Origin of the sequence: Pseudomonas sp. 37 R 15, assembly GCF_900004865.1 — a bacterium.
GTDB lineage: Bacteria > Pseudomonadota > Gammaproteobacteria > Pseudomonadales > Pseudomonadaceae > Aquipseudomonas > Aquipseudomonas fluorescens_AM.
The window spans coordinates 274,326-297,393 of record NZ_CVTV01000018.1 but is presented as its reverse complement, the minus strand read 5'-3'; the positions used below and the strand labels follow the sequence as shown (position 1 = coordinate 297,393).

The following is a 23,068-nucleotide window of genomic DNA, read 5'->3' as shown; positions in this document are numbered from 1 at the left end:
GAACTGCCCTCGCGCGTGTTGCACTCACGCTTGCATCAGGCGAATAAACGTCCTGGGACCCAGGAAGTATTCCACGTGAAAGTCCAGCCCCTCACTCATACGATTCTTGTAAGCACTCAACAATCCGTTGCTTCGCTGCCAGCACACACTGTAACCGCGGGAGAGGTCGACCGTGCGGTGGACACGACAGGGGATGTCGTAAAAAGCACGACATCCCTTCCTGATCCGAATCACGAACTTGATTTCTCCAAGCATGTGATTTACGGCTCGCTGGATGTAACGCCGCCCGGCGCGAGGTATACGTTTGGCGAGCGTGAACAGCGAATCGATGCCTATGCCGGTCGCGTCGTCGCGCAGCTCAAAACGATAGAAACTGGCGACGAAGGCCAAAGCAATATCAGGTTCCAGCACATTCGCTCGTTTTTGGAACCCGCAGGCTATTTCAGCGGTGGGTTGCTGGCGGCGGGGTACGACCCTCATCAAAAAATCACGGTGACGTTCAACTCGTATGTCAAGGAGCTCAATGGCGCCTCTCACTTGACTAATCAGGAGGAGCGCACCTACTTCGCATGGCAAATCGCAGCCGGCGCTTTGAAACACGATGAAGTAGCGCCGGGGGGCCAGTTGAATGCCCAGGGTATGCATATCAACGCGCAGGACAAAAATACGATCAAAGACCTCCAATCCCTGGGCAGCACACTCCAAGATCATTGGGAGCAAGAGGTATCCAGGCCGATGCGCGATCCCAACGGAGAACTCGCAAAGCGCTCTGGGAAAGCAGACGCCTATGTGGTCAAAGGGACGTTACAAGGCCTTCGTGACGACGAGGCTGCCTTTAGCCAGCTTACGCTAGCGGGCCAGAAAGCTATCATTCGAACACTTGAAGCAAACGGGAACGTCGTTGTTCCAAATATATACGGCTACTCAATGGCAGGTTATGCCTTTGTTCCTTATGTTCAATATCACGGTGATTATGACCATCGGCCTAATGAAGGCCTGATGGTCGACTTGAGACACGGCACTGTCAGTGAATTGCACGCAGATGATGACTTTGCCAAATGGGCCGAAAGAAATCGCGCTCACGTAGTGAACAGTTTCAACGCCAGTGACCGCCAGGGTGGCGAAGATGCGCACTGGCCGAGGGCGGACTATGTTCTGGATACGCTCATTCACGGTAATAGCGTCACGTACCCAGGCCGAAAAAACTGGCTTGCGGATAAGGCCATACCCGTTCGCGAGACATTCAATTACACGCAATCGAGAGACAGCGATTATTACTTGAAATTTGGCGATCTGAAGAGCGGCATTGCCCCTCATTTCCAGGCGGTTAATGCAAAAAACGCGATATGGGCCGACCAGACAGAGGTTTTTGGGGCGTCGCAACAGAACTGGAAGGCCGCCAAAGCGTTTTGGGGCAGTACTTTCGGTTACCTGCCCGTCATTGGGAATACCGGCAACATTGTCTTTGGGGTCCATGACGCCATTAATGGCATGACGCAAAACGATCGAGTTGGCGGCAGCGCCGCTGCAGTGATATCAGGGTTGCAACTGGTCCATGAAATTGCGACCGCGAGGGCAGACGCAGGGTTGGGAGAACCCTCGTTAACCAATAGCGCTCCCGTTCAACATTACCGCTGGAAAGTTAACTCACAGACAAGCGACCTGGAATTGCTGAGGGCGCCCAATGCGGGCTCGTCTTTTCCAGGCATGCGGGAAATCGAGTTGGGTGGCAGAACCTATTACGCCGCTCATGCACCGGATGCCGGCGACGGCACGCATTACGTTTTGCGTGTAGTCGATCCGCATGACCCCGACAAGTTGGCCAGTAGCGCAATTGTTGCCGCGCCTGATGCACAGGGTATCTGGCAGCGAAGAGGTGTCGTGGGCGGCGGTCTGGATGAACTTGAGGGCCGATTGAAAGACCCCGTCGGGTTTGGCTCCCGTGCGATGGTTTATGCCGACCCGGACGATGCCGACTATGTGATCAAAGTCACCTTCCCTCTGCCGACTGCCGAGCGCGTTGCCGATATGAAAAATGAGGTGGCGTTGTTCAACCGATATTATGGAGGGGAGCGCGCGACGTTCCTCGGCAGTAATGCAGCCGACACCGTTTCCTATATGCGTATGCCCAACGTGCCGGGAGAATCGCTGGAACAACTGATGGCGGGAGGGAAAGCCTTGCCTGAGGGCTTGTCGGCCAGCTTGTTGAATATGCTGGCTGAGTTGGAAAGCGCTGGTATTGCTCATAACGATTTGGCTGCAAGGAATATTCTTTACGACGCCAACACTCAGAAGTGTTTTCCGGTGGATTTTGGTTCGGCCAGGAAGGCAGGGGTGAACCTGGCGCAGTCCGATGACCGCTACAGTATTTGGAATCTGAGGGAGGAGGTTCAACCGGATAACCAGTCTTTGGAGGAAATGGTTGAATTGTTGGAGTCGTTGAAAACGAATGCTGTCAGTTGAGCCGGTCGGCAATTCAAGACGCTGACAGCATTTGCTCCGGCCGAATCGAAAAGACCTTCGATTCGGCCGGAGCAAGTGGGCCCATCAACCAGAGTGGAACCGTTACTCGCGGCGTTACATATTCGGGTAAGTCGGCCCACCCGCGCCTTCCGGGGTCACCCAGGTGATGTTCTGCGAAGGGTCCTTGATGTCACAGGTCTTGCAGTGCACGCAGTTCTGGGCGTTGATCTGGAAACGCTTCTCGCCGTCTTCTTTAGTCACCACTTCATACACGCCGGCCGGGCAATAACGCTGCGCCGGTTCATCGTAGAGCGGCAGGTTGGTGCCGATCGGGATGCTCGGGTCTTTGAGCTTGAGGTGGCACGGCTGTTCTTCTTCGTGGTTGGTGCCGGAGATGAACACCGAGCTCAGCTTGTCGAAGCTCAGCTTGCCGTCGGGTTTGGGGTAGTCGATCTTCTGGCTGTCCTTGGCCAGCTTGAGGCAGGCGTAGTCCGGCTTGGTATCGTGCAGGGTGAAAGGAATCCTGCCGCCAAAAATGTTCTGATCGAGCCAGTTGAAGCCGCCGCCGATGATGGCGCCGAATTTGTGCACGGCCGGGCCGAAATTGCGGCTGGCGAACAGCTCTTCGTACAACCAGCTGGCTTTGAAGCTGTCGACATACGCGGTCAGTTCGTCACCGCCTTCGGATTCGGCAAACAGGCGGTCGGCTACCGCGTCGGCTGCGAGCATGCCGGACTTCATCGCGGTGTGGCTGCCCTTGATCTTGGCGAAGTTCAGGGTGCCGAGGTCGCAACCGATCAGTGCGCCACCCTTGAATACCATCTTGGGCAGCGAGTTCAGGCCACCTTTGCAGATAGCACGGGCGCCGTAGCTGACGCGCTTGCCGCCTTCCAGGTATTGGGCCAGCACCGGGTGATGCTTGAGGCGCTGGAACTCATCGAACGGCGACAGGAAGGTGTTGCTGTAGGACAGGTCCACGATCAGACCGACCACCACCTGATTGTTTTCCAGGTGATAAAGGAACGAGCCACCGGTGTTCTCGTTACCCATGATGTCCAGCGGCCAGCCGGCGGTGTGCACCACCAGGCCTGGCTGATGTTTGGCCGGATCGATTTCCCAGATTTCCTTGAGGCCGATGCCGTAGTGCTGGGCATCGGCGTCGCTGTCCAGGTTGAAGCGCTGGATCAGTTGTTTGCCGATATGCCCACGGCAGCCCTCGGCGAACAGCGTGTACTTGCCGCGCAGCTCCATGCCTGGGGTGTACAGGCCCTCTTTGGGCTTGCCTTCGCGGTCAACGCCCAGGTCACCGGTGATGATGCCGCGCACCACGCCATTTTCATCGAACAGCGCTTCCTGGGCGGCAAAGCCTGGGTAGATTTCCACGCCCAGGTTCTCGGCCTGCTGGGCCAGCCAGCGGCACAGATTGCCCAGGGAAATAATATAGTTGCCTTCGTTGTGCATGGTCTTGGGCACAAAGAAGTCGGGAACCCTGGTGGAGGTATCGCTGCTGCGCAGTACATAGATGTCGTCACGCACGACCGGCGTGTTGAGCGGGGCGCCCAGTGCTTTCCAGTCCGGGAACAATTCGTTCAGGGCGCGTGGTTCGAACACGGCACCGGAGAGAATGTGTGCGCCCACTTCGGAGCCTTTCTCGACCACGCAGACGCTGATTTCCTTACCGGCTTCGGCGGCCTTCTGCTTCAGTCGGCAGGCGGCGGACAGGCCCGCCGGGCCGGCGCCGACGATGACCACGTCGAATTCCATGTATTCGCGTTCCACAGGCTATCTCCTACTCAAGGCTCAACAGGCTTTTTTTTCTAATGGGTGGAGGTTGGGTAGTGTCATGCTGCAACGGCACGACCCACCACTCTCTCTAGGTGGCGCATTATATCTACACCACTGGCAGCGTCCAATACAAACGTTTGTTTGAATTGCCCGCAGGCTAGGTAAATCAAAGCAACGCGGCTTATGACTGACCATTTTGCCGTATTGACCAGAATAGGCGTTCCGGTCAATATACGGTCGGTTTTGCGCTGACCGTAGGCAGACTGCAGGTTTCAAGAGCACGTCCAAAAGCAAGGCCGGTGACGCGCGCACAACGATGGCGTGCAGTTTACACGCTGCGATAAAGAATGACTTCTCAGTCACCCCTGACGAACGGTCATTACTTGCCCATCGCTGAGTCATCCACCGACGGTTTTGGAGGTGCCCTTGTGTGCCGATGAGCATCAACCGCCAGGTTCGCCTAGGCGACTTTCTTTTCACCGGAGAGTAACGAGGAATCCATGAAGGTTCTTGTAGCTGTCAAACGCGTTGTCGATTACAACGTGAAAGTTCGCGTCAAGGCGGACAATTCCGGCGTCGACCTTGCTAACGTCAAGATGTCGATGAACCCATTCTGTGAAATCGCCGTGGAAGAAGCCGTACGCCTGAAAGAGAAAGGCGTGGCGACCGAGATCGTCGTGGTTTCCATCGGCCCGACCACTGCCCAGGAGCAATTGCGCACCGCCCTGGCACTGGGCGCCGACCGCGCCATTCTGGTCGAGTCCGCCGAAGAGCTGACCTCACTGGCCGTGGCCAAGTTGCTCAAGGCCGTTGTCGACAAGGAACAGCCGCAGCTGGTGATCCTTGGCAAACAAGCCATCGACAGCGACAACAACCAGACCGGCCAGATGCTGGCTGCACTGACCGGTTACGGCCAGGGCACCTTCGCTTCGAAAGTCGAAGTGAGTGGCGACAGCGTTGCGGTCACCCGTGAAATCGACGGCGGCGCGCAGACGGTTTCCTTGAAACTGCCGGCCATCGTCACCACCGACCTGCGTTTGAACGAGCCGCGCTATGCGTCCCTGCCAAACATCATGAAAGCCAAGAAGAAGCCGCTTGAAGTGCTGACTCCGGATGCTTTGGGCGTTTCCACCGCCTCCACCAACAAGACCGTCAAAGTCGAAGCGCCGGCTGCACGCAGCGCGGGCATCAAGGTCAAGTCGGTGGCTGAACTGGTCGAGAAACTGAAAAACGAAGCGAAGGTGATCTGATCATGACTATCCTCGTAATCGCCGAACACGATAACAAGGTGCTGGCCCCGGTCACCCTGAACACCGTGGCCGCTGCCGCTAAAATCGGTGGCGACATCCACGTGCTGGTAGCGGGTCAGGGCGCTGGTCCGGTGGCTGAAGCCGCCGCGAAAATCGCTGGCGTGAGCAAAGTGCTCAACGCCGACAACGCCGCTTACGCGCATCAGTTGCCGGAAAACGTTGCGCCGCTGGTTGCAGAGCTTGGCGCCGGCTACAGCCACATCCTGGCTGCCGCCACCTCCAACGGCAAGAACATCCTGCCACGCGTTGCCGCGCAGCTGGACGTTGACCAGATCTCCGAGATCATCTCGGTCGAAAGCGCCGACACCTTCAAGCGCCCGATCTACGCCGGCAACGCCATTGCCACCGTGCAGTCCAACGCTGCGGTCAAAGTCATCACCGTACGCGCCACCGGTTTCGACCCGGTGGCCGCCGAAGGCGGTTCGGCCACCGTTGAAGCCGTCGCTGCTGCCCACGACGCCGGCACCTCCAGCTTTGTTGGCGAAGAGCTGGCCAAGTCGGACCGTCCCGAGCTGACCGCTGCCAAGATCGTCGTTTCCGGCGGCCGTGGCATGCAGAACGGTGACAACTTCAAGCACCTGTACGCCCTGGCCGACAAGCTGGGCGCGGCGGTCGGCGCTTCCCGCGCAGCCGTTGACGCAGGCTTCGTACCCAACGACATGCAGGTCGGCCAGACCGGCAAGATCGTTGCGCCACAGCTGTACATTGCCGTCGGTATCTCCGGCGCGATCCAGCATCTGGCTGGTATGAAAGATTCCAAAGTGATCGTTGCGATCAACAAGGACGAAGAAGCACCGATCTTCCAGGTGGCGGATTATGGCCTGGTGGCGGACTTGTTCGAAGCCGTACCCGAGTTGGAGAAGCTGGTCTAATCCAGTCGCTTCACTTATAAAGAGCCCGGTCTTGTGACCGGGCTTTTTTTTGACGTGTAGGAGCTCCTCGCCATGCAACTGCGTTCCCTGATCCCGCTGCTGGGCTTTACGCTGCTGCCGACCTTGTCGCTGGCGGCCGGCAAGTGCGAGCGCCTGGTCATTACCGGCAGCCCGGATGCACCGCCGTTGCTGTGGCGCGACCCGCAGGACCCGACTCACCTGATCGGTGCCACCGCCGATGTGCTGCAACACGTAGCCACGGACCTGGGCCTGAAGATCGACCTGCTTTACGGCGGCAAGCGCTCCCAGGCCCTGGACGAAGTGCGCAGCGGACGCATGGATATCCTCGCCGATGCGCCGTTGAATCTCGGCGAGCTGGAAAACCTCGACTACATACACCCGGCGTTGATGCAGATCGATTATCTGGTGTGGACGCGCAAGGACTCGCCCCTGGTCTACACCACCGCTGCCGACTTGCATGGCCATAAGGGCGCCGCCTCGGAGCGCGCTCGCCTGAGTGCCGGGTTCGATACCTTTGCCGGTGAGCAATTGACCTTGCAGCGTCTGCCCAGCCTGACGCCAGCCTTCCAGAAGCTGTTGCTGGGGGAGGTTGACTATGTACTTGCCAGCCGCTATTCCGGCATGGCGATGGCCCAGACCCTGGGCATGAACAATGACCTGATCGCGCGCGACATACCGATCGACCAGCCCGGCCTGTACCTGGCCATATCCCACAATTCGGCCTGCAATGATCCGTGGCTGCGCGGACAGCTGGCTAAAAAGATGACAGAATTGCCCGCGTCCGGTGCCGCGGAAGCCGCGTTGCAGCGCAATCTCGAGCGCTGGAAGGCGCAATTGCAACAACCCGTCGGTACCCCAACAAAGTAGGGATTTTCAGTGACTCTTCGACCTCTTTTCGCGGCCCTGGCCGTTGTCGCCCTGGCGGGATGTGCCACCGATCCTGCGCCGACCGAACAAATGCGCCTGACCCAGCAAGCCCTGGAGCAAGCCAACGCAGTCGGTGCCAATACCGATGAATCGCCCGAACTGAAACTGGCCGAAGAAAAATTCGCCAGAGCCCAAAGCAACATGGCCGACCAGTCCTACAAACATGCACGCATGCGCGCCGAACAGGCTGAGCTGGATGCGCGCCTGGCCGAGGCCAAAGTGCTGACCGGCAAGAGCCAGGAACAATTGAATGTGGTCAACACTCGCATCGCGCGCCTGCGCAAGCAGTTGCAGTTGGGAGAAGCCCAATGATCCGCAGTGTGAGTGTGGCGTTGCTGCTCAGCGCTGCGGCGCTGGGCGGCTGTGCCAGCCAGCCCAGTAGCGAGCAGGCGTTGCAACAGGCCGGCAGTGACTTTCAGTTGGTCAAGGAAGACGCCAATGTATTGCGTTTCGCGCCCAAGGATGTGATCCGCGCCGGGGAGTCCCTGGCGCGTGCCGATCGCCTGTCCAGCTATTGGGGCAGCGGCGCCGACGTGGTGCATTACGCCTACCTGAGCCAACGCTACAGTGCCATCGCCCGCGAACACACCGAGCAGGGACTGAACGCCGAGCGCCTTGCCAAACTCGAGTTGGAACGCCAGCGTCTGCAATTGGCCTTGCGTGAAAGCAAGTTGGCCAGCGTGCAGCAGCAGGGCAAGTGGGTCGAACAGCAAATCGCCAGCCTGACCACCCAGACCGACCGTGGCCTGGTGATGACCCTGGGCGATGTCTTGTTCGATACCGGCGAAGCCGAGTTGCAGAATTCGGCCAACCGTACAGTGTTGAAGGTCGTGCAGTTCCTGCAGCTGAACCCAAGGCGCAAGGTGCGTATCGAGGGTTACACCGATGATACCGGGGGCGAACGCGACAACCTGAACCTGTCCCGTGACCGTGCCCAGTCGGTGGCAGATGTGCTGATTGACCTGGGAATCGACGAAAAACGTATCCAGGTCGAGGGCTATGGCGACAAGTACCCAGTGGAGGCCAATGCTTCCGAACGTGGCCGTGCGCAGAACCGCCGGGTGGAAATTGTGTTCTCCGACGAAAAAGGCCAACTGGGCGCCGCTCGCTAAGCGCCCGGCGCAGATCAGAATGTGGGAGGGGGCTTGCCCCCGATAGCGGTGGTTCAGTTGGAACATTTCTGACTGACACACTGCTATCGGGGGCAAGCCCCCTCCCGCATTTCGTCAGGTGTACGCCCTTACAGTTTTTTCTGTCACTGCGGCCCGTGCTCGACTATTGTGGCAACTGTCCCCGTACACTTCTAAACTGTGCCGGTATGTTTCACACAAAAATAAAATGCCCGTGAAATCGAGTGCTGCGTCATGACCAATCTGTTGCTCTACCAACGTATTGCCCAGCAATTGGCTGAGGACATCCGGCGTGGTGTTTATCAGCCGGGGGAGCGCGTGCCTTCGGTGCGCAAGATGAGCTCCCAGCTCAACGTGAGCCATGCCACGGTGCTGCAGGCCTATGCCAACCTGGAAGATCAGGGGCTGATCAGGGCGCGGCCGCAATCGGGTTATTACGTGCACCAGACACCGGCACTCACGGCGCCGACGCCGGATATCGCGCGGGTTGAACGTCCGGGGTTGGTCACCCGCAGCAGCATCATCCAGCAAGTGCTGGTCGAGTCGCGGCGCGAAGGCGTATTCCCCCTGGGCGCGGCGGTGCCGAGTGTGGATTACCTGCCGGTACGGGCATTGCACCAGCAACTGGCCAAGGTCACGCGCTTCCAGAGCCCGCGCGCTTTCAGCTACATGTTCAGCCCGGGCTTTGAACCGCTGCGCCGTCAGGTGGCGATTCGCATGCGCGATGCCGGCGTGGTGGTGGACCCCAGCGAAGTGGTGATCACCCACGGCTGCGTCGATGCGTTGCAAATGTCCCTGCGCGTGCTGACGCGCCCCGGCGACCTGATCGCCGCCGAGTCACCGACCTATTACGGCTTGCTGCAACTGGCCGACCTGCTGGGCCTCAAGGTTATCGAGATCCCCAGTGACCCGGCCACCGGCATGAGCCTGGAGGCCCTGCAACTGGCCGCCAACCAGTGGTCGATCAAAGCGTTGGTGCTGACCACGCGCCTGAGCAATCCGTTGGGCGGGACCATGCCCGAAGAGCGGCAGAAACAGTTACTGCGCCTGGCCTCGGATTTCGATATCCAGATCGTCGAGGACGATATCTACGGCGAGCTGATGTTCGAACTGGGCCGCACCAAGGCCCTGAAAGCCTATGACCGTCTTGACCGGGTGATCTATTGCTCGAGTTTTTCCAAGACCTTGTCCCCCGGCGTGCGCATCGGCTGGATGATTGCCGGCAAGTACCAGCAGGAAATCCAGCGTTTGCAGATGTTCAGCACCCATTCCGCGTGCAGCGTCACCCAGATGGGCGTTGCCGCTTACCTGGAGAATGGCGGTTACGACCGGCACCTGCGTTACATCCGCCAGGAATACCGCAAGAACCTCAGCGCTTTTCAACTGGCGGTGCAGCAGTATTTCCCCGAAGGCACACAGATGACACGCCCGACCGGCGGCTTTATTTTGTGGGTCAGTTTGCCAGGAAGGGTCAATACCCAGGAACTGCACGTGCGCGCCCTGCAACAGGGCATCAGTATCGCGCCGGGGCTGATTTTCAGTAATACGGAGCAGTTCAACCACTGTATCCGGCTCAATTGCGGCACCCCGTGGAACCGCGAGGCAGAGCGTGCGCTGATGACCCTGGGCATGCTTGCCAGCCAGTTGTGCCAGGAGACGGCGGCGGGCTTTTGAGCGGGGCAATGGGGACAAGATTGATCTGCGTGCTTGTCATGCCCCGCACAACAAGCGAGCATATGGCCTTCTGCCGTTAATGCTGTTGGCGATATGAACTCTATTTTTCGCGCTGTCTGGATGGTTGGCTTGTTAAGCCTATGCAACGTTGGCACTGCGCTGGCGGCGTCGCCCGTCAAGCAATCCCAGCCTGGCGCAAGCGCCGAGCAGAATGCTGCTGCGCAAAAACCGGCAGCGGTAAAGAAAGCGCCACAGACGAAGAAAAAAACCGCCAAGTCAAAAAAGCGCGCACCGATTGCGAGCAAGTCCAAGTCCGCTCGTGAAGTCGCCCAGACCAAACTGCCACCGGCACAGTTGGACCTTTCCCTGCCATCGGACATGGTCAGGCTGTTGCAACCCATCGGCACCATGCCCAAACCCAAGAGCGTGCCGTTATTGCCGCCCATGTTCGGTGACAAACCTTCCGACAACAGCGCGTTTCAAATCAATGGCCGCTTGCTCAGCAACGAGATGAAGCTGCAATTGCGCAACGAAGAACGGCGTGATGTGGAAGGTGCCGCGCTGGATTTCGAATTCAAGCAATAAACGTTCTATCCCAGTGACCCACGGCCCCGACCATCTGTCGCAGACTGGTCAGTCACCTTGGTTTTGTGCGAAAAACCCCTGTTGGACCATTTTAAAACGGCTGTTTAAGGGCGTACTCTAGCCCGGCCATCCCATTGAGTCGTCGAGGACCTGCTGGTCATGAAATGCCGTGAAGGCTGTGGCGCCTGCTGCATCGCTCCCTCCATCAGTTCGCCGCTGCCGGGAATGCCCCAGGGCAAACCTGCCGGCGTTCGCTGCCTGCACTTGTCGGTCGAACAACTGTGCCAGTTGTTCGGTCAACCGGAGCGGCCGGCGGTGTGCAGCGATTTCAAGGCAGATATCGACGTCTGCGGCACCGACCAGACCGACGCGATCCGCTTGATCGGCTGGTGGGAGCAGATGACGGCGGCTTGATGGGCTTTACTATCGGAACTTCAACAATAAGGAATACATCGATGGGTTCGCTGAAACGAATGGCTGTGGTCTGCGGTTTTACAATGATGTTCGCTGGCGCCGCCCAGGCCGAGGATTGGCAAGTGGCCAAGGACGAGGACGGGATCAAGGTATCCCTGAGTGAAGTGGCCGGTTCCAAGTACAAGGCCTATCGCGGGGTGACGGTGATCAAGGCGCCCTTGGCGAAGATTGTTGCGCTGCAGGAGGATGTAGCGGGCGCCTGCAAGTGGATTCATGAGTGCAAATCGCAAAAGCTCGTCGACAAGAAAGGCGATGAGGCCTGGACCTACACCCAGTTCAAGGCGCCGTTCCCGGTGACGGACCGTGATTCGTATATCCATGTCACTACCACCAAGTCCGCTGACGGCGCCGTCACCCGCAAACTGGAAGGCGTACCGACCTACAAGCCCGAAGAAAAAGGCTATGTTCGAGTCGCCCAGGTGGAAGGTGCCTGGACGCTGGTGCCCAAAAGCGCCAACGAAACCGAAGTGACCTACCAGGTGCACACCGAGCCAGGCGGCAGCGTGCCATCGTGGTTGGCCAACAAGTTTGTGGTGGACGCGCCGTTCAACACCTTGAAAGCCCTGAAGGAACACGCCGAGAAGTAAACGCGGCGAATCCTGTGCCTCCTGTCTTGAGTGGAACGTTTGGTAAACCCTCAAGGTCCAGATAGATGTGAGCCCACACATGGGTTTTATCGAGGAGGCACCGATGCCGAAGTGGAACATTTCTTTCATCAATGACCGTGGTGAGCCGGTAGTCGAGCAATTTGACTGCGATCATGAGCCGACGCTGGAAGAGGCTGCACAGATGGTGCGGGTACGCGTGTCGCCGGTATTGGAAAAGTTGGACCTCAACGATCTTGCCGATCGTGTTCCCGAGCCGACGGTCAAGAGCTTGCACGACCAAAATGGTATCAAAGACCTCAAGGTCGAACCCGCCGCCTGAATATTCCCTATACGCCATCCTTGCGCCTCTGGTGCAGCTGGTAGCTTCGCGCTACTCTGCAATCGAGATCAGCGAATCAATCGCTAAGGTCTGGTCTTGTCAGCTACATGCTTGTTTTCCTGCGGTCGTCATTGCCGTGGTACCCGCGCCAGTAGCGCGCGGGCTTCAGGAAGCACGGAAAGTCTATCCATCAGTCTGAGGAGGACGTTTCATGAGCACAGCCTATCAAGAAGACATCAGCACCAACGTTCTGCGTCGCATGAAAGAAGGCGGCTTCGACTTCTCACGCTTTCACCCCATCGAGTTCTACGCCATTTTTCCTGATGAAGAACGGGCGCGCAGGGCTGCGGGTCGATTTCGTGGAGAATCGCTGAACGCCCAGGTCAGTGCACGCGACGACGGTGCCTGGTACCTGGAACTGAGCAAAATCATGTCTGCAACCTACGACGGTATAGGAGACTTCGAGCAGGACTTTGAGGCAGTGGTAGAGCCGCTTGGCGGGATCATCGAAGGCTGGGGCGTCAAGCAGGAGGTGCGTGGGTTACCCATGTAGCGTTTATGAGCAACACAGCGCATCGGCTGACCTTTGGGTCGGCCGATTTTGTTTGGGCTGCCGTAAGTGTTCGGCACTTGCATCGCGCTGTGCGTGCACCCAAAAAAAAGCCACCCGAATAGGGTGGCTGAAAGGGAAGATCGAGGAGCTGATCAATACACGAGTTGACACGGTACTGGCTGTGCAGAGGGTTTAGCTGTAGGACATGTCCTTTTCAGCTGATGGAGACGATTATCCGCAGGTGTAGGCGGGCAGTGAAATCAACTCTGACTATGCTGTTGATAGTCAGAGGTCGCATTGCCATGAAGCGTGCGTCCAGGCTCCGGTCATGCCGCGCACCAGGACGGTGCAGTGAAAATTCCCTAGTAGTGCAGCTTTCTGATTTTTAAGTGTTTATGCCGCTGGCACGGGCCTTGCGAAGGTCCTTGCGTCCGGGTGACAAGGAGTACGGCATGATTCGCACTTATTACGATGAAATGTACGATGGAGCAGGGCAGGTCCGGCCTCATTACCGCTTGTTCGCCCGCTGGTTGGCCGACACCCCTGCTGAACTGCTGGCCCAGCGTCGGCGCGAGGCTGACTTGCTGTTCCATCGTGCAGGGATCACGTTCACGCTGTATGGGGACGAGCAGGGGACCGAGCGCTTGATTCCCTTCGACACCATCCCCCGCAGCATCCCGGCGAGCGAATGGCGAACGGTCGAGCGCGGCTGTATCCAGCGGGTCAAGGCGCTGAACATGTTCCTCGCCGACCTGTACCACGAACAACGCATCATCAAGGCCGGGATCATTCCCGCCGAACAGGTACTGGCCAACGAGCAATACCAGTTGGCGATGCAGGGCCTGGACCTGCACCGTGATCTGTATGCCCACGTCTCCGGGGTCGACCTCGTTCGCGATGGCGACGGCACGTACTACGTACTGGAAGACAACTTGCGTACGCCGAGCGGCGTCAGCTACATGCTCGAAGACCGCAAGATGATGATGCGCCTGTTCCCGGAGCTGTTCGCGGCCCAGCGTATCGCGCCGATTGATCATTACCCCAACCTGTTGCTCGACACCCTGAAAAGCGCCAGCCCCCTGGATAACCCCAGCGTGGTGGTGCTGACCCCGGGGCGCTTCAACAGCGCGTTTTTCGAGCATGCCTTCCTCGCCAGGGAAATGGGCGTGGAGTTGGTCGAAGGCGCCGATTTGTTCGTGCGCGATGATCGCGTGTTCATGCGCACCACCGACGGGCCCAAAGGGGTGGACGTGATCTACCGCCGTCTCGACGATGCATTTCTCGACCCGCTGGCCTTCAACCCGGCCTCGATGCTCGGCGTGCCGGGCCTGCTGGCCGCCTACCGCTCGGGCAATGTCGTGCTGGCCAATGCCATCGGCACCGGGGTGGCGGATGACAAATCGGTCTACCCCTTCGTCACCGAGATGATCCGTTTTTACCTGGATGAAGAACCGATCCTGCAGAACGTTCCGACGTTTCAATGCCGTAAGCCCGACGAATTGTCCCACGTCCTGGCCAACTTGCCCGAGTTGGTGGTCAAGGAAACCCAAGGCTCCGGCGGCTACGGCATGCTGGTGGGCCCGGCGTCCACGGCGGTGGAAATCGAAGCCTTCCGCGCACGCATCAAGGCCAAGCCCCACGCCTACATCGCCCAACCCACCCTGTGTTTGTCCACCTGCCCGACGTTTGTTGAAAACGGCATCGCCCCACGGCATATCGACCTGCGCCCGTTCGTGCTGTCCGGCAAGGAAACCCGCGTAGTGCCCGGTGGCCTGACCCGCGTGGCGCTGCGCGAAGGTTCGCTGGTGGTCAACTCGTCCCAGGGCGGCGGCACCAAAGACACCTGGGTGGTCGAGGATTGATCTGTGTTGCTTAAAAACTGTTCCCACCTGGAGGCGGCATGAGACTCTCCATCAGCCACGAAACCACCTACCACTACGAAGATCAGGTGCGCGCCAGCATTCAGTATCTGCGCCTGACGCCCCACGACAGCGAGCGCCAGCACGTGCTCAGCTGGCAGCTCGACCTGCCGCGCCCTGTGCGGGCGCAACTGGACCCGTTCGGCAATATTCTGCATGTGCTGACGCTGGACGAACCTCACGACTCCATCATTATCGGCGCCCGTGGCCAGGTGGATATCGACGAGCTGCTCGAGGCCGAACACGAGAGCCAATCGGCCTTCCCGTTCCTGCGCTGCACGCGCCTGACCGAGCCCGACGAAGCCCTGCGCAGTTTTGCCCGGCAGCACTGCCATCAGCGGCGCGACCGCACGGCCTTGATCGACCTGATGCAGGCCTTGAACCAATCGATGCGCTACACGCCGGGCGCCACCCAAGTCGACACCTGCGCGGCCGAAGCCTTCGCCGGCCACGCGGGCGTCTGCCAGGACCATACCCATGCGTTCCTGGCCTGCGCGCGCAGCCTGGGCATTGCGGCGCGATATGTATCAGGCTATTTGTACACCGAAGACAGCACGCACCTGGCCAGCCATGCCTGGGCCGAAGCCTGGCTGGACGACGCCTGGTACAGTTTCGATGTGACCAACCAGTTGGCCCGGCCGGAGCGGCACTTGAAGCTGGCCGTGGGCCTGGACTATCTGGACGCCTGCCCGGTGCGCGGCATGCGCCGTGGGGGCGGGCATGAGCAGATGCATGCCAAGGTGTTTGTGGCGCCGACCCCGTTGATTTCGGTTCAACAGCAATAATCAGAGACCTGATAATGCAATTCCAATGTGGGAGGGGCTTGCCCTGATACCGTCTGTAGGAGCGAGCAAGCTCGCTCCTACAACGGGTATTAGGGTTTGCCCCCTCCACATGTGATCTGTGTAAGCCTCAAGGCTTCTGCTTGCGCCCCGCCATATGCTGCAAGTACGCCACCAGCAGATCCAACTCGGTGTCCGGCAACACGCTGGTCGCAATCGCCGGCATCTTCGCCTGCGGCCAGTGCCTCAGACTTTGTGGGTCACGAATGTAACGCTTGAGGAAATCGCCGCTGAAATACTCGGTGGGGTTGTAGGGAATATTCAGATCCGGCCCCACTTGTGCATCACCGGCACCGTTCAGGCGATGGCAGGCCAGACAGTTCTTCTGAAACAGCGCAAAGCCTTGATTGACCGGGTCATCCGCCGGCAACTCAGGGTCGGGTAACAGTGCGGGGAAACGCTCGGCGACCGTCTGTAATTGCTTGATCCTGGAAATCTGGAACGGCCACTGCTCCGGGCTGACACGCCCTGCCTGCGGGTCGGTCCACACCAGATAAAACGGCCCGGCGCTCGGTTTGCCTTGCGCCAGGGCGGGCCAGGGGTGGGCCGGGTCTTCCACCGCGAGCCAGGCGCGGGCGCCGTTTTTTTCCAACAGCGGCGCGGCGGCCAGTTCGGCGGCAAAACCGTCAAGGGCGACCGCTTGCAGATGGCTGCCAGGTGTCAGGCCCGGCAGTAGCGCCGCCAGGGGCACTGCGCGATAGGTCATGGTGCGCTTGTAGGAAACATCATCGACAATCTGCACCGTCTGCGCGTCGGGGTGTTTGAGCAGGTCCGTGGTCTGCCAGGTCTTGCTGGCGTGGTCCAGTTCAACGGTCAATTGCGCCGCCCACGCGGGCAAGGCCAGCAGCACGGCAACAAAGGCGAGGATCAATTTCAAGGGGAAGCCCGGGTTCGAAGTGGCGAGAGAGGCACGATACCTCAAATCCGCACGCAAAAAGACAGCCCCCGCAGCGGGACCGCTATACGCATTGTCCCGGCAGGTGCTGCCAAAAGCTGCAGTCCCGATGCTGTGGGTGCACGCAACAGGTAGCGTGCGTCGTCACCCGATAACCTTGGTTAAATTGGGCAAGATCAGAATCAGTGTGGTGGCGAACAGAATAAGTCCCGCCTGACGTACTTTCGAATGTTTGAACATGGCTGACTGCCTTTTGTTGTTATTCCTGAGCGTCAAATGCGTGCCGGTTAATTCAGTATCGCGATCTGGCGTGACACTTTTCTTACAGCCGCTCCAGCAAAACCCGGCAGCAGCTTCTTACAGATTCCACCTTAGAGCCCTCGTTCTTCGGCGCATAGATCCATTTCATATCAACTCATTACGTTTCCTGCTTAAAACGGCATGAGGCCTAGTGCCATCCTGGCGCCAACCCCAAGGCTAGACAGCTAAAACGATTAACCCGGGGTTTCCCATAGCTGCCTACCGTTCGTCCGAGCGAGGGGGTCAAAAGCATTGAGCGCATCCGTCATTGAAACCGTGTCAATCGGGCCTAAGGTAAGGGCATACGCCCATTGTGGTTCGAGGACATCATGACCCAAGCTTTGATCTTTGATGCGATACGCACGCCCCGTGGCAAGGGCAAGGCCGACGGCGCGCTGCACAGCGTCAAGCCGGTGAACCTGGTCGCCGGCCTGCTCACCGCACTGGCGCAGCGTAGCGACCTCGACACCCGCCAGGTGGATGACATCGTCCTCGGGTGCGTCACCCCGGTGGGCGATCAGGGCGCCGATATCGCCAAGACTGCCGCGCTGGTCGCGGACTGGGACGTCAGCGTCGCCGGTGTGCAGATCAACCGCTTCTGCGCCTCGGGCCTGGAGGCCGTAAACCTGGGGGCGATGAAAGTACGCTCCGGTTTTGAAGACCTGGTAGTGGTCGGCGGCGTCGAATCCATGTCCCGCGTGCCGATGGGCAGTGACGGTGGCGCCTGGGTACTTGACCCGCAAACCAACCTGCACAGTCACTTCACGCCTCAGGGAATTGGTGCCGACCTGATCGCTACCCTGGAAGGCTTCACCCGCCAGGACGTGGATACCTTTGCCCTACAGTCCCAGCAGAAAGCCGCCAGGGCGCGGGCAGACGGTTCCTTCAACAAGTCGCTGATCGCGGTGCAGGACCAGAACGGCATCGTGCTGCTGGCCCATGACGAATTCATTCGCGGCGACTCAACCCTTGAGGGCTTGGGCAAGCTCAAGCCCAGCTTCGAAATGATCGGCCAAATGGGCTTTGACGCCACCGCACTGCGGGTCTACAGCCATGTGGAACGCATCCACCATGTGCACACGCCGGGCAACAGCTCCGGCATCGTGGACGGCGCCGCGCTGATGTTGATCGGCTCCGAGGCCAAGGGCCGCGAACTGGGCCTGCAGCCACGGGCGCGCATTGTCGCCACGGCCGTCACCAGCACCGACCCGACCATCATGCTCACCGGCCCTGCACCGGCGACCCGCAAGGCGCTGGCCAAAGCCGGCCTGCGCGTCGAGGACATCGACCTGTTCGAGGTCAACGAAGCGTTCGCGGCGGTCGTGCTCAAATTCATCAAGGACATGGGGATCGACGCCGCCCGCGTCAATGTCAATGGCGGCTCGATCGCCATGGGCCACCCTTTGGGCGCCACCGGCTGCGCGATCCTCGGCACCTTGCTCGATGAGCTGGAGGTGCGTCGGCAGCGCTACGGCCTGGCCACCCTGTGTGTCGGTGGTGGCATGGGCATCGCCACCATCATCGAACGCCTCTGAGCCCAAGGACACTGTCATGACCGACGCCATTCGTTACGAAAAAGGCCAGGACCAGATCGTGGTGCTGACCCTCGACATGCCCGGCCAAAGCGCCAACACCATGAACGCGGCCTACCGTGAGGCAATGGCGGCCACCATTGCGCGCCTGGAGGCGGAGAAGGACACCCTGGCCGGGGTGATCATTACCTCGGCCAAGAAAACCTTTTTTGCCGGTGGCGACCTCAATGAGCTGATCCAGGTCGACAAAGCCCACGCCAAGGCGTTCTACGCCGACGTAGGCGTGTTGAAGGCGCAACTGCGCAGCCTGGAAACCCTCGGCAAGCCGGTGGTGGCCGCGATCAATGGTGCGGCCCTTGGTGGTGGCTGGGAGATTTGCCTGGCCTGTCATCACCGCATCGCGCTGGACGACACGTCCGTGCAGCTCGGCTTGCCGGAAGTCACTTTGGGCCTGCTGCCGGGCGGTGGCGGGGTAGTGCGCATGGTGCGTTTGCTGGGTCTGGAAAAAGCCCTGCCGTATCTGCTGGAAGGTCAGAAAGTGCGGCCGGCGCAGGCATTGCAGGCGCGCCTGATTGATGAAGTGGCGGGAGATCGCGATGAGCTGCTGGCCAAGTCGCGCGCCTGGATCCTGGCTAACCCGCAGGCCAGGCAGCCGTGGGACAACAAGGGCTATCAGATGCCCGGGGGCACGCCGTCAAACCCTAAAGTCGCGCAGATGCTCGCCATTGCGCCGTCGATTCTGCGCAGCAAGACCCAGGGCTGTTTCCCGGCGCCGGAGAAAATCCTCTGCGCCGCCGTGGAAGGCGCCCAGGTGGATTTCGACACCGCGCACCTGATCGAAACCCGCTATTTCACCGAGCTGGTGACCGGTCAGGTGGCGAAAAACATGATCGGCACGTTCTGGTTCCAGCTCAATGAAATCAACGCCGGCGGCTCACGACCACAAGGTTGTGCGCGGTCTGTGACGCGCAAGGTCGGCGTACTCGGCGCCGGCATGATGGGGGCGGGCATCGCTTACGTCAGTGCCTGTGCGGGTGTCGACGTGGTGCTCAAGGACATCAACCTGGCCGCTGCCGAGAAGGGCAAGGCCCATTCGGCGGCGTTGCTGGACAAGAAAGTCAGCCGTGGGCAACTGACCGCCGAGCAGCAGGAAACCATCCTGGCGCGGATTCACCCTACAGAGGATGACGCCGACCTGGCCGGCTGTGATTTAGTGATCGAAGCGGTGTTTGAAGACCGCGAACTCAAGGCCAGGGTATCGGCCGCCGCGCAACGCGTGGTCGGTGCAGACGCGGTGATCGCGTCCAACACCTCGACATTGCCCATCAGCGGCCTGTCGAGCGCGGTGCCCGACCCTGGCAAATTCATCGGCCTGCATTTCTTCAGCCCGGTGGACAAGATGCCTCTGGTGGAAATCATCAAGGGCGCTCACACCAGTGACGAAACCCTGGCGCGGGGTTTCGATTTCGTACTGCAAATCAGGAAAACCCCGATTGTGGTCAACGACAGCCGCGGCTTCTTCACCTCGCGGGTATTCGGCACGTTCACCAACGAAGGCATCGCCATGCTCGGCGAAGGCGTGGCCGCGCCGATGATCGAGACCGAAGCGCGCAAGGCCGGTATGCCGGTAGGGCCGCTGGCGGTGTCCGATGAAGTGTCCCTCAGCCTCATGAGCCATATCCGACAGCAAACCGCCAAAGACCTGCAAGCGCAGGGCAAGGCAGCGCCGACCCATCCGGCGACGGCGGTGATCGATCTGCTGGTCAACGAACACAAGCGCACGGGCAAAGCCGCGGGGGGCGGTTTCTATGACTATCCGGCAGGCGCCCGGAAGCATCTGTGGCCCGAACTCAAGACGCGGTTCGAACAGCCCGATAAACAGATTTCGCCCCAGGATGTGCGCGATCGCTTGTTGTTTATCCAGGCCATCGAAACCGTGCGCTGTGTGGAGGAGGGCGTGTTGCTGTCCACCGCCGAGGCCAATATCGGTTCGATCTTCGGCATCGGCTTTGCGGCGTGGAGTGGCGGCGCGCTGCAGTTTATCAACCAGTACGGCCTGAACGATTTTATCGCCCGGGCGCGCTATCTGGCAGAGCAGTACGGAGAGCGTTTCGCGCCACCGGCGTTGTTGCTCGAGAAAGCGGCACAAGGCGCAACCTTTTGCTGATCAACCAGGGGCTTGCTTTGCATGTACCTTTCAAGGCACGCTCTGGGGTGTTCAATATTCCCATCGCCGTGTCAGGTATTTTTTATGTCGCTACGCGTCTGCATCCTGGAAACCGATATCCTGCGTCCGGGCCTGATCGATCAGTACCAAGGCTACGGGCAGATGTTCAAGCGCCTGTTCGCCAGGCAGCCGATTGCCGCCGAGTTTGTGGTGTACAACGTGGTGCAGGGTGAATACCCGCCGGATGACGAAGTGTTTGACGCGTACCTGATTACCGGCAGCAAGGCAGACTCGTTCGGCACCGACCCATGGATCCAGACCCTCAAGACCTACGTGCTGCAGCGCTATGAGCGCGGCGACAAGCTGTTGGGTATCTGCTTCGGCCACCAGTTGCTGGCGTTGCTGCTCGGTGGCAAGACCGAACGCGCCAGCCAGGGCTGGGGCATGGGCATCCACGATTACAAACTCGATGCCAAGGCGCCCTGGATGAGCCCGGAAGTGCCGCAGCTGACGCTGTTGATCAGCCATCAGGACCAGGTCACCACCTTGCCGGAAAATGCCACGGTCATCGCCTCGAGTGAGTTTTGCCCCATCGCGGCGTATCACATCGGTGACCAGGTGTTGTGCTTCCAGGGCCACCCGGAATTCGTTCAGGACTATTCCCGCGAATTGCTCGAGATTCTTCAGACAACCCTGGGCGAAAAGGTCTACACCAACGGCGTGGCCAGCCTTGAGCGCGACCACCACGGTGCGACCGTGGCGGAGTGGATGATGCGCTTTGTGGCACACACACCTAAAGCCATCCCGAACGCTTGAAGCTTGCCCACAGGCTGGTGCAGCCCACCGCAATAAACCCGAGCACTGCAAAGTAGCCGTAGTGCCATTGCAGCTCGGGCATGTTCTGGAAATTCATCCCATAAATCCCCGCCACCGCCGTGGGGAACGCGAGGATCGCCGCCCACGCGGCGAACTTGCGCTGCACCACACTCTGGCGTGAGGCCTCCAGCAGGACGCCGAGCTCGATGGTCTGGCTGGCAATGTCGCGCAGGGTGGTCAGGTCTTCCATCTGCCGCGTGACGTGGATCTGCACGTCACGGAAGTAGGGGCGCATGTTCTTGTCGATAAACGGAAAGCTCAGCTTCTGCAATTCCTGGCTGATTTCCACCATCGGTGCCACGTAGCGCTTGAGCCGCAGCACGTCGCGGCGCAGGCCGTGGAGGTTCTGGATATCGCGCTCGCTCAGCGAACTGCACAGCACGTTGCGCTCCAACTCATCGATCTCGGCGTGGATCGCTTCGCTGACCGGCTGGTAGTTTTCAGTGACGAAATCCAGCAAGGCATAGAGTACGAAATCTTCCCCATGCTCCAGCAACAACGGACGCGCCTCACAGCGCTGGCGCACAAAACCGTAGGACGCCGAATGCCCGTTGCGGGCGGTGATGATGTAGCCATTGCCGGCGAAGATATGGGTCTCGATAAACTCCAGCTTGCCGTTCTCGCGCACCGGTGAGTACGTGACGATAAACAGCGCGTCGCCGAAGGTTTCCAGCTTCGGGCGGCTGTGTTTTTCCATGGCGTCTTCGATCGCCAGTTCATGCAGGTTGAACTGGCGTTGCAGGTTGTTCAGTTCCTGGGCGCTGGGTTCTTCCAGGCCGATCCACACAAAGTGGCCGGGTTTGGCGGCCCAGGCCGCACCTTCGTCGAGGGTGATATCCGTGACTTTCTTTCCGGCGCTGTAGACGGCGGCCGCAACGACTCTACCCATGGTGCTGATCACTTCTTATCAATAGGACAGAGGTTGGGCAGCTTAGCGTGAATGGCGTTCCGTTGTGGCTCACAAAGACGCAGGCGCTCCAGCGCTTTGCAGCTCGTGATCCATCTGCGCAATGCACGCATCCATCTGCGCCTGACACGCCTGCATCAACGCCGGAACGTCGTCCGCCGTCATCCCCACAGTAGGAATCGGCGCCAACGAACGTATGAGCACATCGCCACTGTTCCAGCGATTAAGTCGCATATGCGTGACGTAATTACTGACACACACCTGCACGATCGGCACACCCGCCGCAATCGCCATATGGAACGCGCCCTTTTTGAACGGCAACAAACCCTTGCCCAGGTTGCGCGTGCCTTCCGGAAATACCCAGATGGACGTGTCTTCATGCTGCAGGGTCCGGGTCGTGGTGAGCATGGCACGGCGTGCCTTGTGCGCATTGCCGCGGTCGATCAGCACATTGCCGGCCAGCCAGAACAACTGGCCGAACAACGGCACCCATTTCAGGCTTTTCTTGGCGATGCACACCGTGCGGTGCGGCACCACGGTGCCCAGCACGAACAGATCGTAGTTGGACTGATGGTTGGCGATCACCACGCAGGTACCGGGCTTGTTGCGCAGGGAGTCGACATCCTTCATCACCTTCAAGCGCAATATCCACATGGCGGGCAGTGCATAGAGGCGCGCGCAGAGGCGACTGTTGTCAGGATTGAACGGGCGGCATACCCCTATAAGCACGCCCACTATCCCGGCGAGCATAAAGTGCAGGCCCATCAACAACATACGTAACAGAAAAAGCATCGACACGACCCATCGGGACAAAAGGTGGCGCAGTGTACGGATGTGCACTGTATTCGGCAATTGCCCCTAAAGACGTAGGAGATGGGCGATGTTTAAGCGCATGTTTCAACATAGGCC

General features: G+C 59.6%; 21 protein-coding genes. 17 read left to right on the top strand and 4 right to left on the bottom strand.

Annotated features, from left to right (window positions below; genetic code table 11):
* Positions 1-75 precede the first annotated feature (75 nt).
* Positions 76-2,463, top strand: coding sequence for an OspG family effector kinase (locus BFQ04_RS05195; RefSeq protein ID WP_065949874.1), 2,388 nt, complete (start codon positions 76-78; stop codon positions 2,461-2,463).
* A 114-nt stretch (positions 2,464-2,577) separates the two neighbouring features.
* On the opposite strand, the gene BFQ04_RS05190 is transcribed toward BFQ04_RS05195, so the two are convergent.
* Positions 2,578-4,242 (bottom strand): electron transfer flavoprotein-ubiquinone oxidoreductase, encoded by a 1,665-nt coding sequence (locus BFQ04_RS05190; RefSeq protein ID WP_065949873.1) that lies wholly within the window; start codon positions 4,240-4,242, stop codon positions 2,578-2,580.
* Positions 4,243-4,748: 506 nt separating this feature from the next.
* Between BFQ04_RS05190 and BFQ04_RS05185 the strand changes: the two genes are divergently transcribed.
* The 13 genes from BFQ04_RS05185 to BFQ04_RS05125 all read left to right on the top strand — a co-directional run bounded on the left by BFQ04_RS05185 (position 4,749) and on the right by BFQ04_RS05125 (position 15,425).
* On the top strand, positions 4,749-5,498 hold the full coding sequence (locus tag BFQ04_RS05185; RefSeq protein WP_024076934.1) for an electron transfer flavoprotein subunit beta/FixA family protein: 750 nt from the start codon (positions 4,749-4,751) through the stop codon (positions 5,496-5,498).
* A gap of 2 nt (positions 5,499-5,500) precedes the next feature.
* On the top strand, positions 5,501-6,430 hold the full coding sequence (locus tag BFQ04_RS05180; protein WP_065949872.1) for an electron transfer flavoprotein subunit alpha/FixB family protein: 930 nt from the start codon (positions 5,501-5,503) through the stop codon (positions 6,428-6,430).
* Positions 6,431-6,502: 72 nt separating this feature from the next.
* Positions 6,503-7,318: a substrate-binding periplasmic protein gene (locus BFQ04_RS05175; RefSeq protein WP_065949871.1), complete on the top strand. Its 816-nt coding sequence runs from the start codon at positions 6,503-6,505 to the stop codon at positions 7,316-7,318.
* A gap of 9 nt (positions 7,319-7,327) precedes the next feature.
* Positions 7,328-7,690: a DUF4398 domain-containing protein gene (locus tag BFQ04_RS05170; RefSeq protein ID WP_065949870.1), complete on the top strand. Its 363-nt coding sequence runs from the start codon at positions 7,328-7,330 to the stop codon at positions 7,688-7,690.
* Entirely contained in the window at positions 7,687-8,490 is an 804-nt protein-coding gene (locus BFQ04_RS05165; protein ID WP_065949869.1) for an OmpA family protein, read from the top strand. The genes BFQ04_RS05170 and BFQ04_RS05165 overlap by 4 nt, the downstream gene beginning before the upstream one ends.
* A 252-nt stretch (positions 8,491-8,742) precedes the next feature.
* A complete protein-coding gene (locus tag BFQ04_RS05160) occupies positions 8,743-10,182 on the top strand; it encodes an aminotransferase-like domain-containing protein (protein WP_005790467.1) in 1,440 nt (479 codons plus the stop codon).
* 93 nt (positions 10,183-10,275) lie between these two features.
* Entirely contained in the window at positions 10,276-10,767 is a 492-nt protein-coding gene (locus BFQ04_RS05155; RefSeq protein ID WP_065949868.1) for a translation initiation factor 2, read from the top strand.
* Between the two features lie 159 nt (positions 10,768-10,926).
* Positions 10,927-11,181, top strand: a complete 255-nt coding sequence (locus tag BFQ04_RS05150) for a YkgJ family cysteine cluster protein (RefSeq protein WP_065949867.1) — start codon at positions 10,927-10,929, stop codon at positions 11,179-11,181.
* Positions 11,182-11,222: 41 nt separating this feature from the next.
* Positions 11,223-11,828, top strand: coding sequence for an START domain-containing protein (locus BFQ04_RS05145; RefSeq protein WP_065949866.1), 606 nt, complete (start codon positions 11,223-11,225; stop codon positions 11,826-11,828).
* 79 nt (positions 11,829-11,907) lie between these two features.
* Positions 11,908-12,168, top strand: a complete 261-nt coding sequence (locus BFQ04_RS05140; RefSeq protein WP_065949865.1) for a hypothetical protein — start codon at positions 11,908-11,910, stop codon at positions 12,166-12,168.
* Between the two features lie 211 nt (positions 12,169-12,379).
* The gene (locus tag BFQ04_RS05135) at positions 12,380-12,721 is read left to right on the top strand and encodes a ribonuclease E inhibitor RraB (protein WP_057721151.1); all 342 of its coding nucleotides are present in this window, start codon (positions 12,380-12,382) and stop codon (positions 12,719-12,721) included.
* Between the two features lie 452 nt (positions 12,722-13,173).
* Entirely contained in the window at positions 13,174-14,583 is a 1,410-nt protein-coding gene (locus BFQ04_RS05130) for a circularly permuted type 2 ATP-grasp protein (RefSeq protein ID WP_065949864.1), read from the top strand.
* 38 nt (positions 14,584-14,621) lie between these two features.
* Positions 14,622-15,425, top strand: a complete 804-nt coding sequence (locus BFQ04_RS05125) for a transglutaminase family protein (protein WP_065949863.1) — start codon at positions 14,622-14,624, stop codon at positions 15,423-15,425.
* Between the two features lie 127 nt (positions 15,426-15,552).
* Here BFQ04_RS05125 and BFQ04_RS05120 read toward each other — a convergent pair whose 3' ends face one another.
* Positions 15,553-16,359 carry a c-type cytochrome gene (locus tag BFQ04_RS05120; RefSeq protein WP_065949862.1) on the bottom strand — a complete coding sequence of 269 codons (807 nt, stop codon included), beginning with the start codon at positions 16,357-16,359 and terminating at the stop codon, positions 15,553-15,555.
* Between the two features lie 647 nt (positions 16,360-17,006).
* Here BFQ04_RS05120 and BFQ04_RS05115 point away from each other — a divergent pair.
* The 3 genes from BFQ04_RS05115 to BFQ04_RS05105 all read left to right on the top strand — a co-directional run bounded on the left by BFQ04_RS05115 (position 17,007) and on the right by BFQ04_RS05105 (position 21,192).
* Positions 17,007-18,212 (top strand): acetyl-CoA C-acetyltransferase, encoded by a 1,206-nt coding sequence (locus tag BFQ04_RS05115; RefSeq protein ID WP_065949861.1) that lies wholly within the window; start codon positions 17,007-17,009, stop codon positions 18,210-18,212.
* A gap of 16 nt (positions 18,213-18,228) precedes the next feature.
* The gene (locus tag BFQ04_RS05110; RefSeq protein WP_065949860.1) at positions 18,229-20,376 is read left to right on the top strand and encodes a 3-hydroxyacyl-CoA dehydrogenase NAD-binding domain-containing protein; all 2,148 of its coding nucleotides are present in this window, start codon (positions 18,229-18,231) and stop codon (positions 20,374-20,376) included.
* 84 nt (positions 20,377-20,460) lie between these two features.
* On the top strand, positions 20,461-21,192 hold the full coding sequence (locus tag BFQ04_RS05105; protein ID WP_065949859.1) for an amidotransferase: 732 nt from the start codon (positions 20,461-20,463) through the stop codon (positions 21,190-21,192).
* Here BFQ04_RS05105 and BFQ04_RS05100 read toward each other — a convergent pair.
* Positions 21,170-22,141: a magnesium and cobalt transport protein CorA gene (locus BFQ04_RS05100; protein WP_065949884.1), complete on the bottom strand. Its 972-nt coding sequence runs from the start codon at positions 22,139-22,141 to the stop codon at positions 21,170-21,172. The two genes, BFQ04_RS05105 and BFQ04_RS05100, sit on opposite strands and share 23 nt — an antisense overlap.
* Before the next feature lie 69 nt (positions 22,142-22,210).
* Entirely contained in the window at positions 22,211-22,951 is a 741-nt protein-coding gene (locus tag BFQ04_RS05095) for a lysophospholipid acyltransferase family protein (protein WP_065949858.1), read from the bottom strand.
* Between the last annotated feature and the right edge of the window lie 117 nt (positions 22,952-23,068).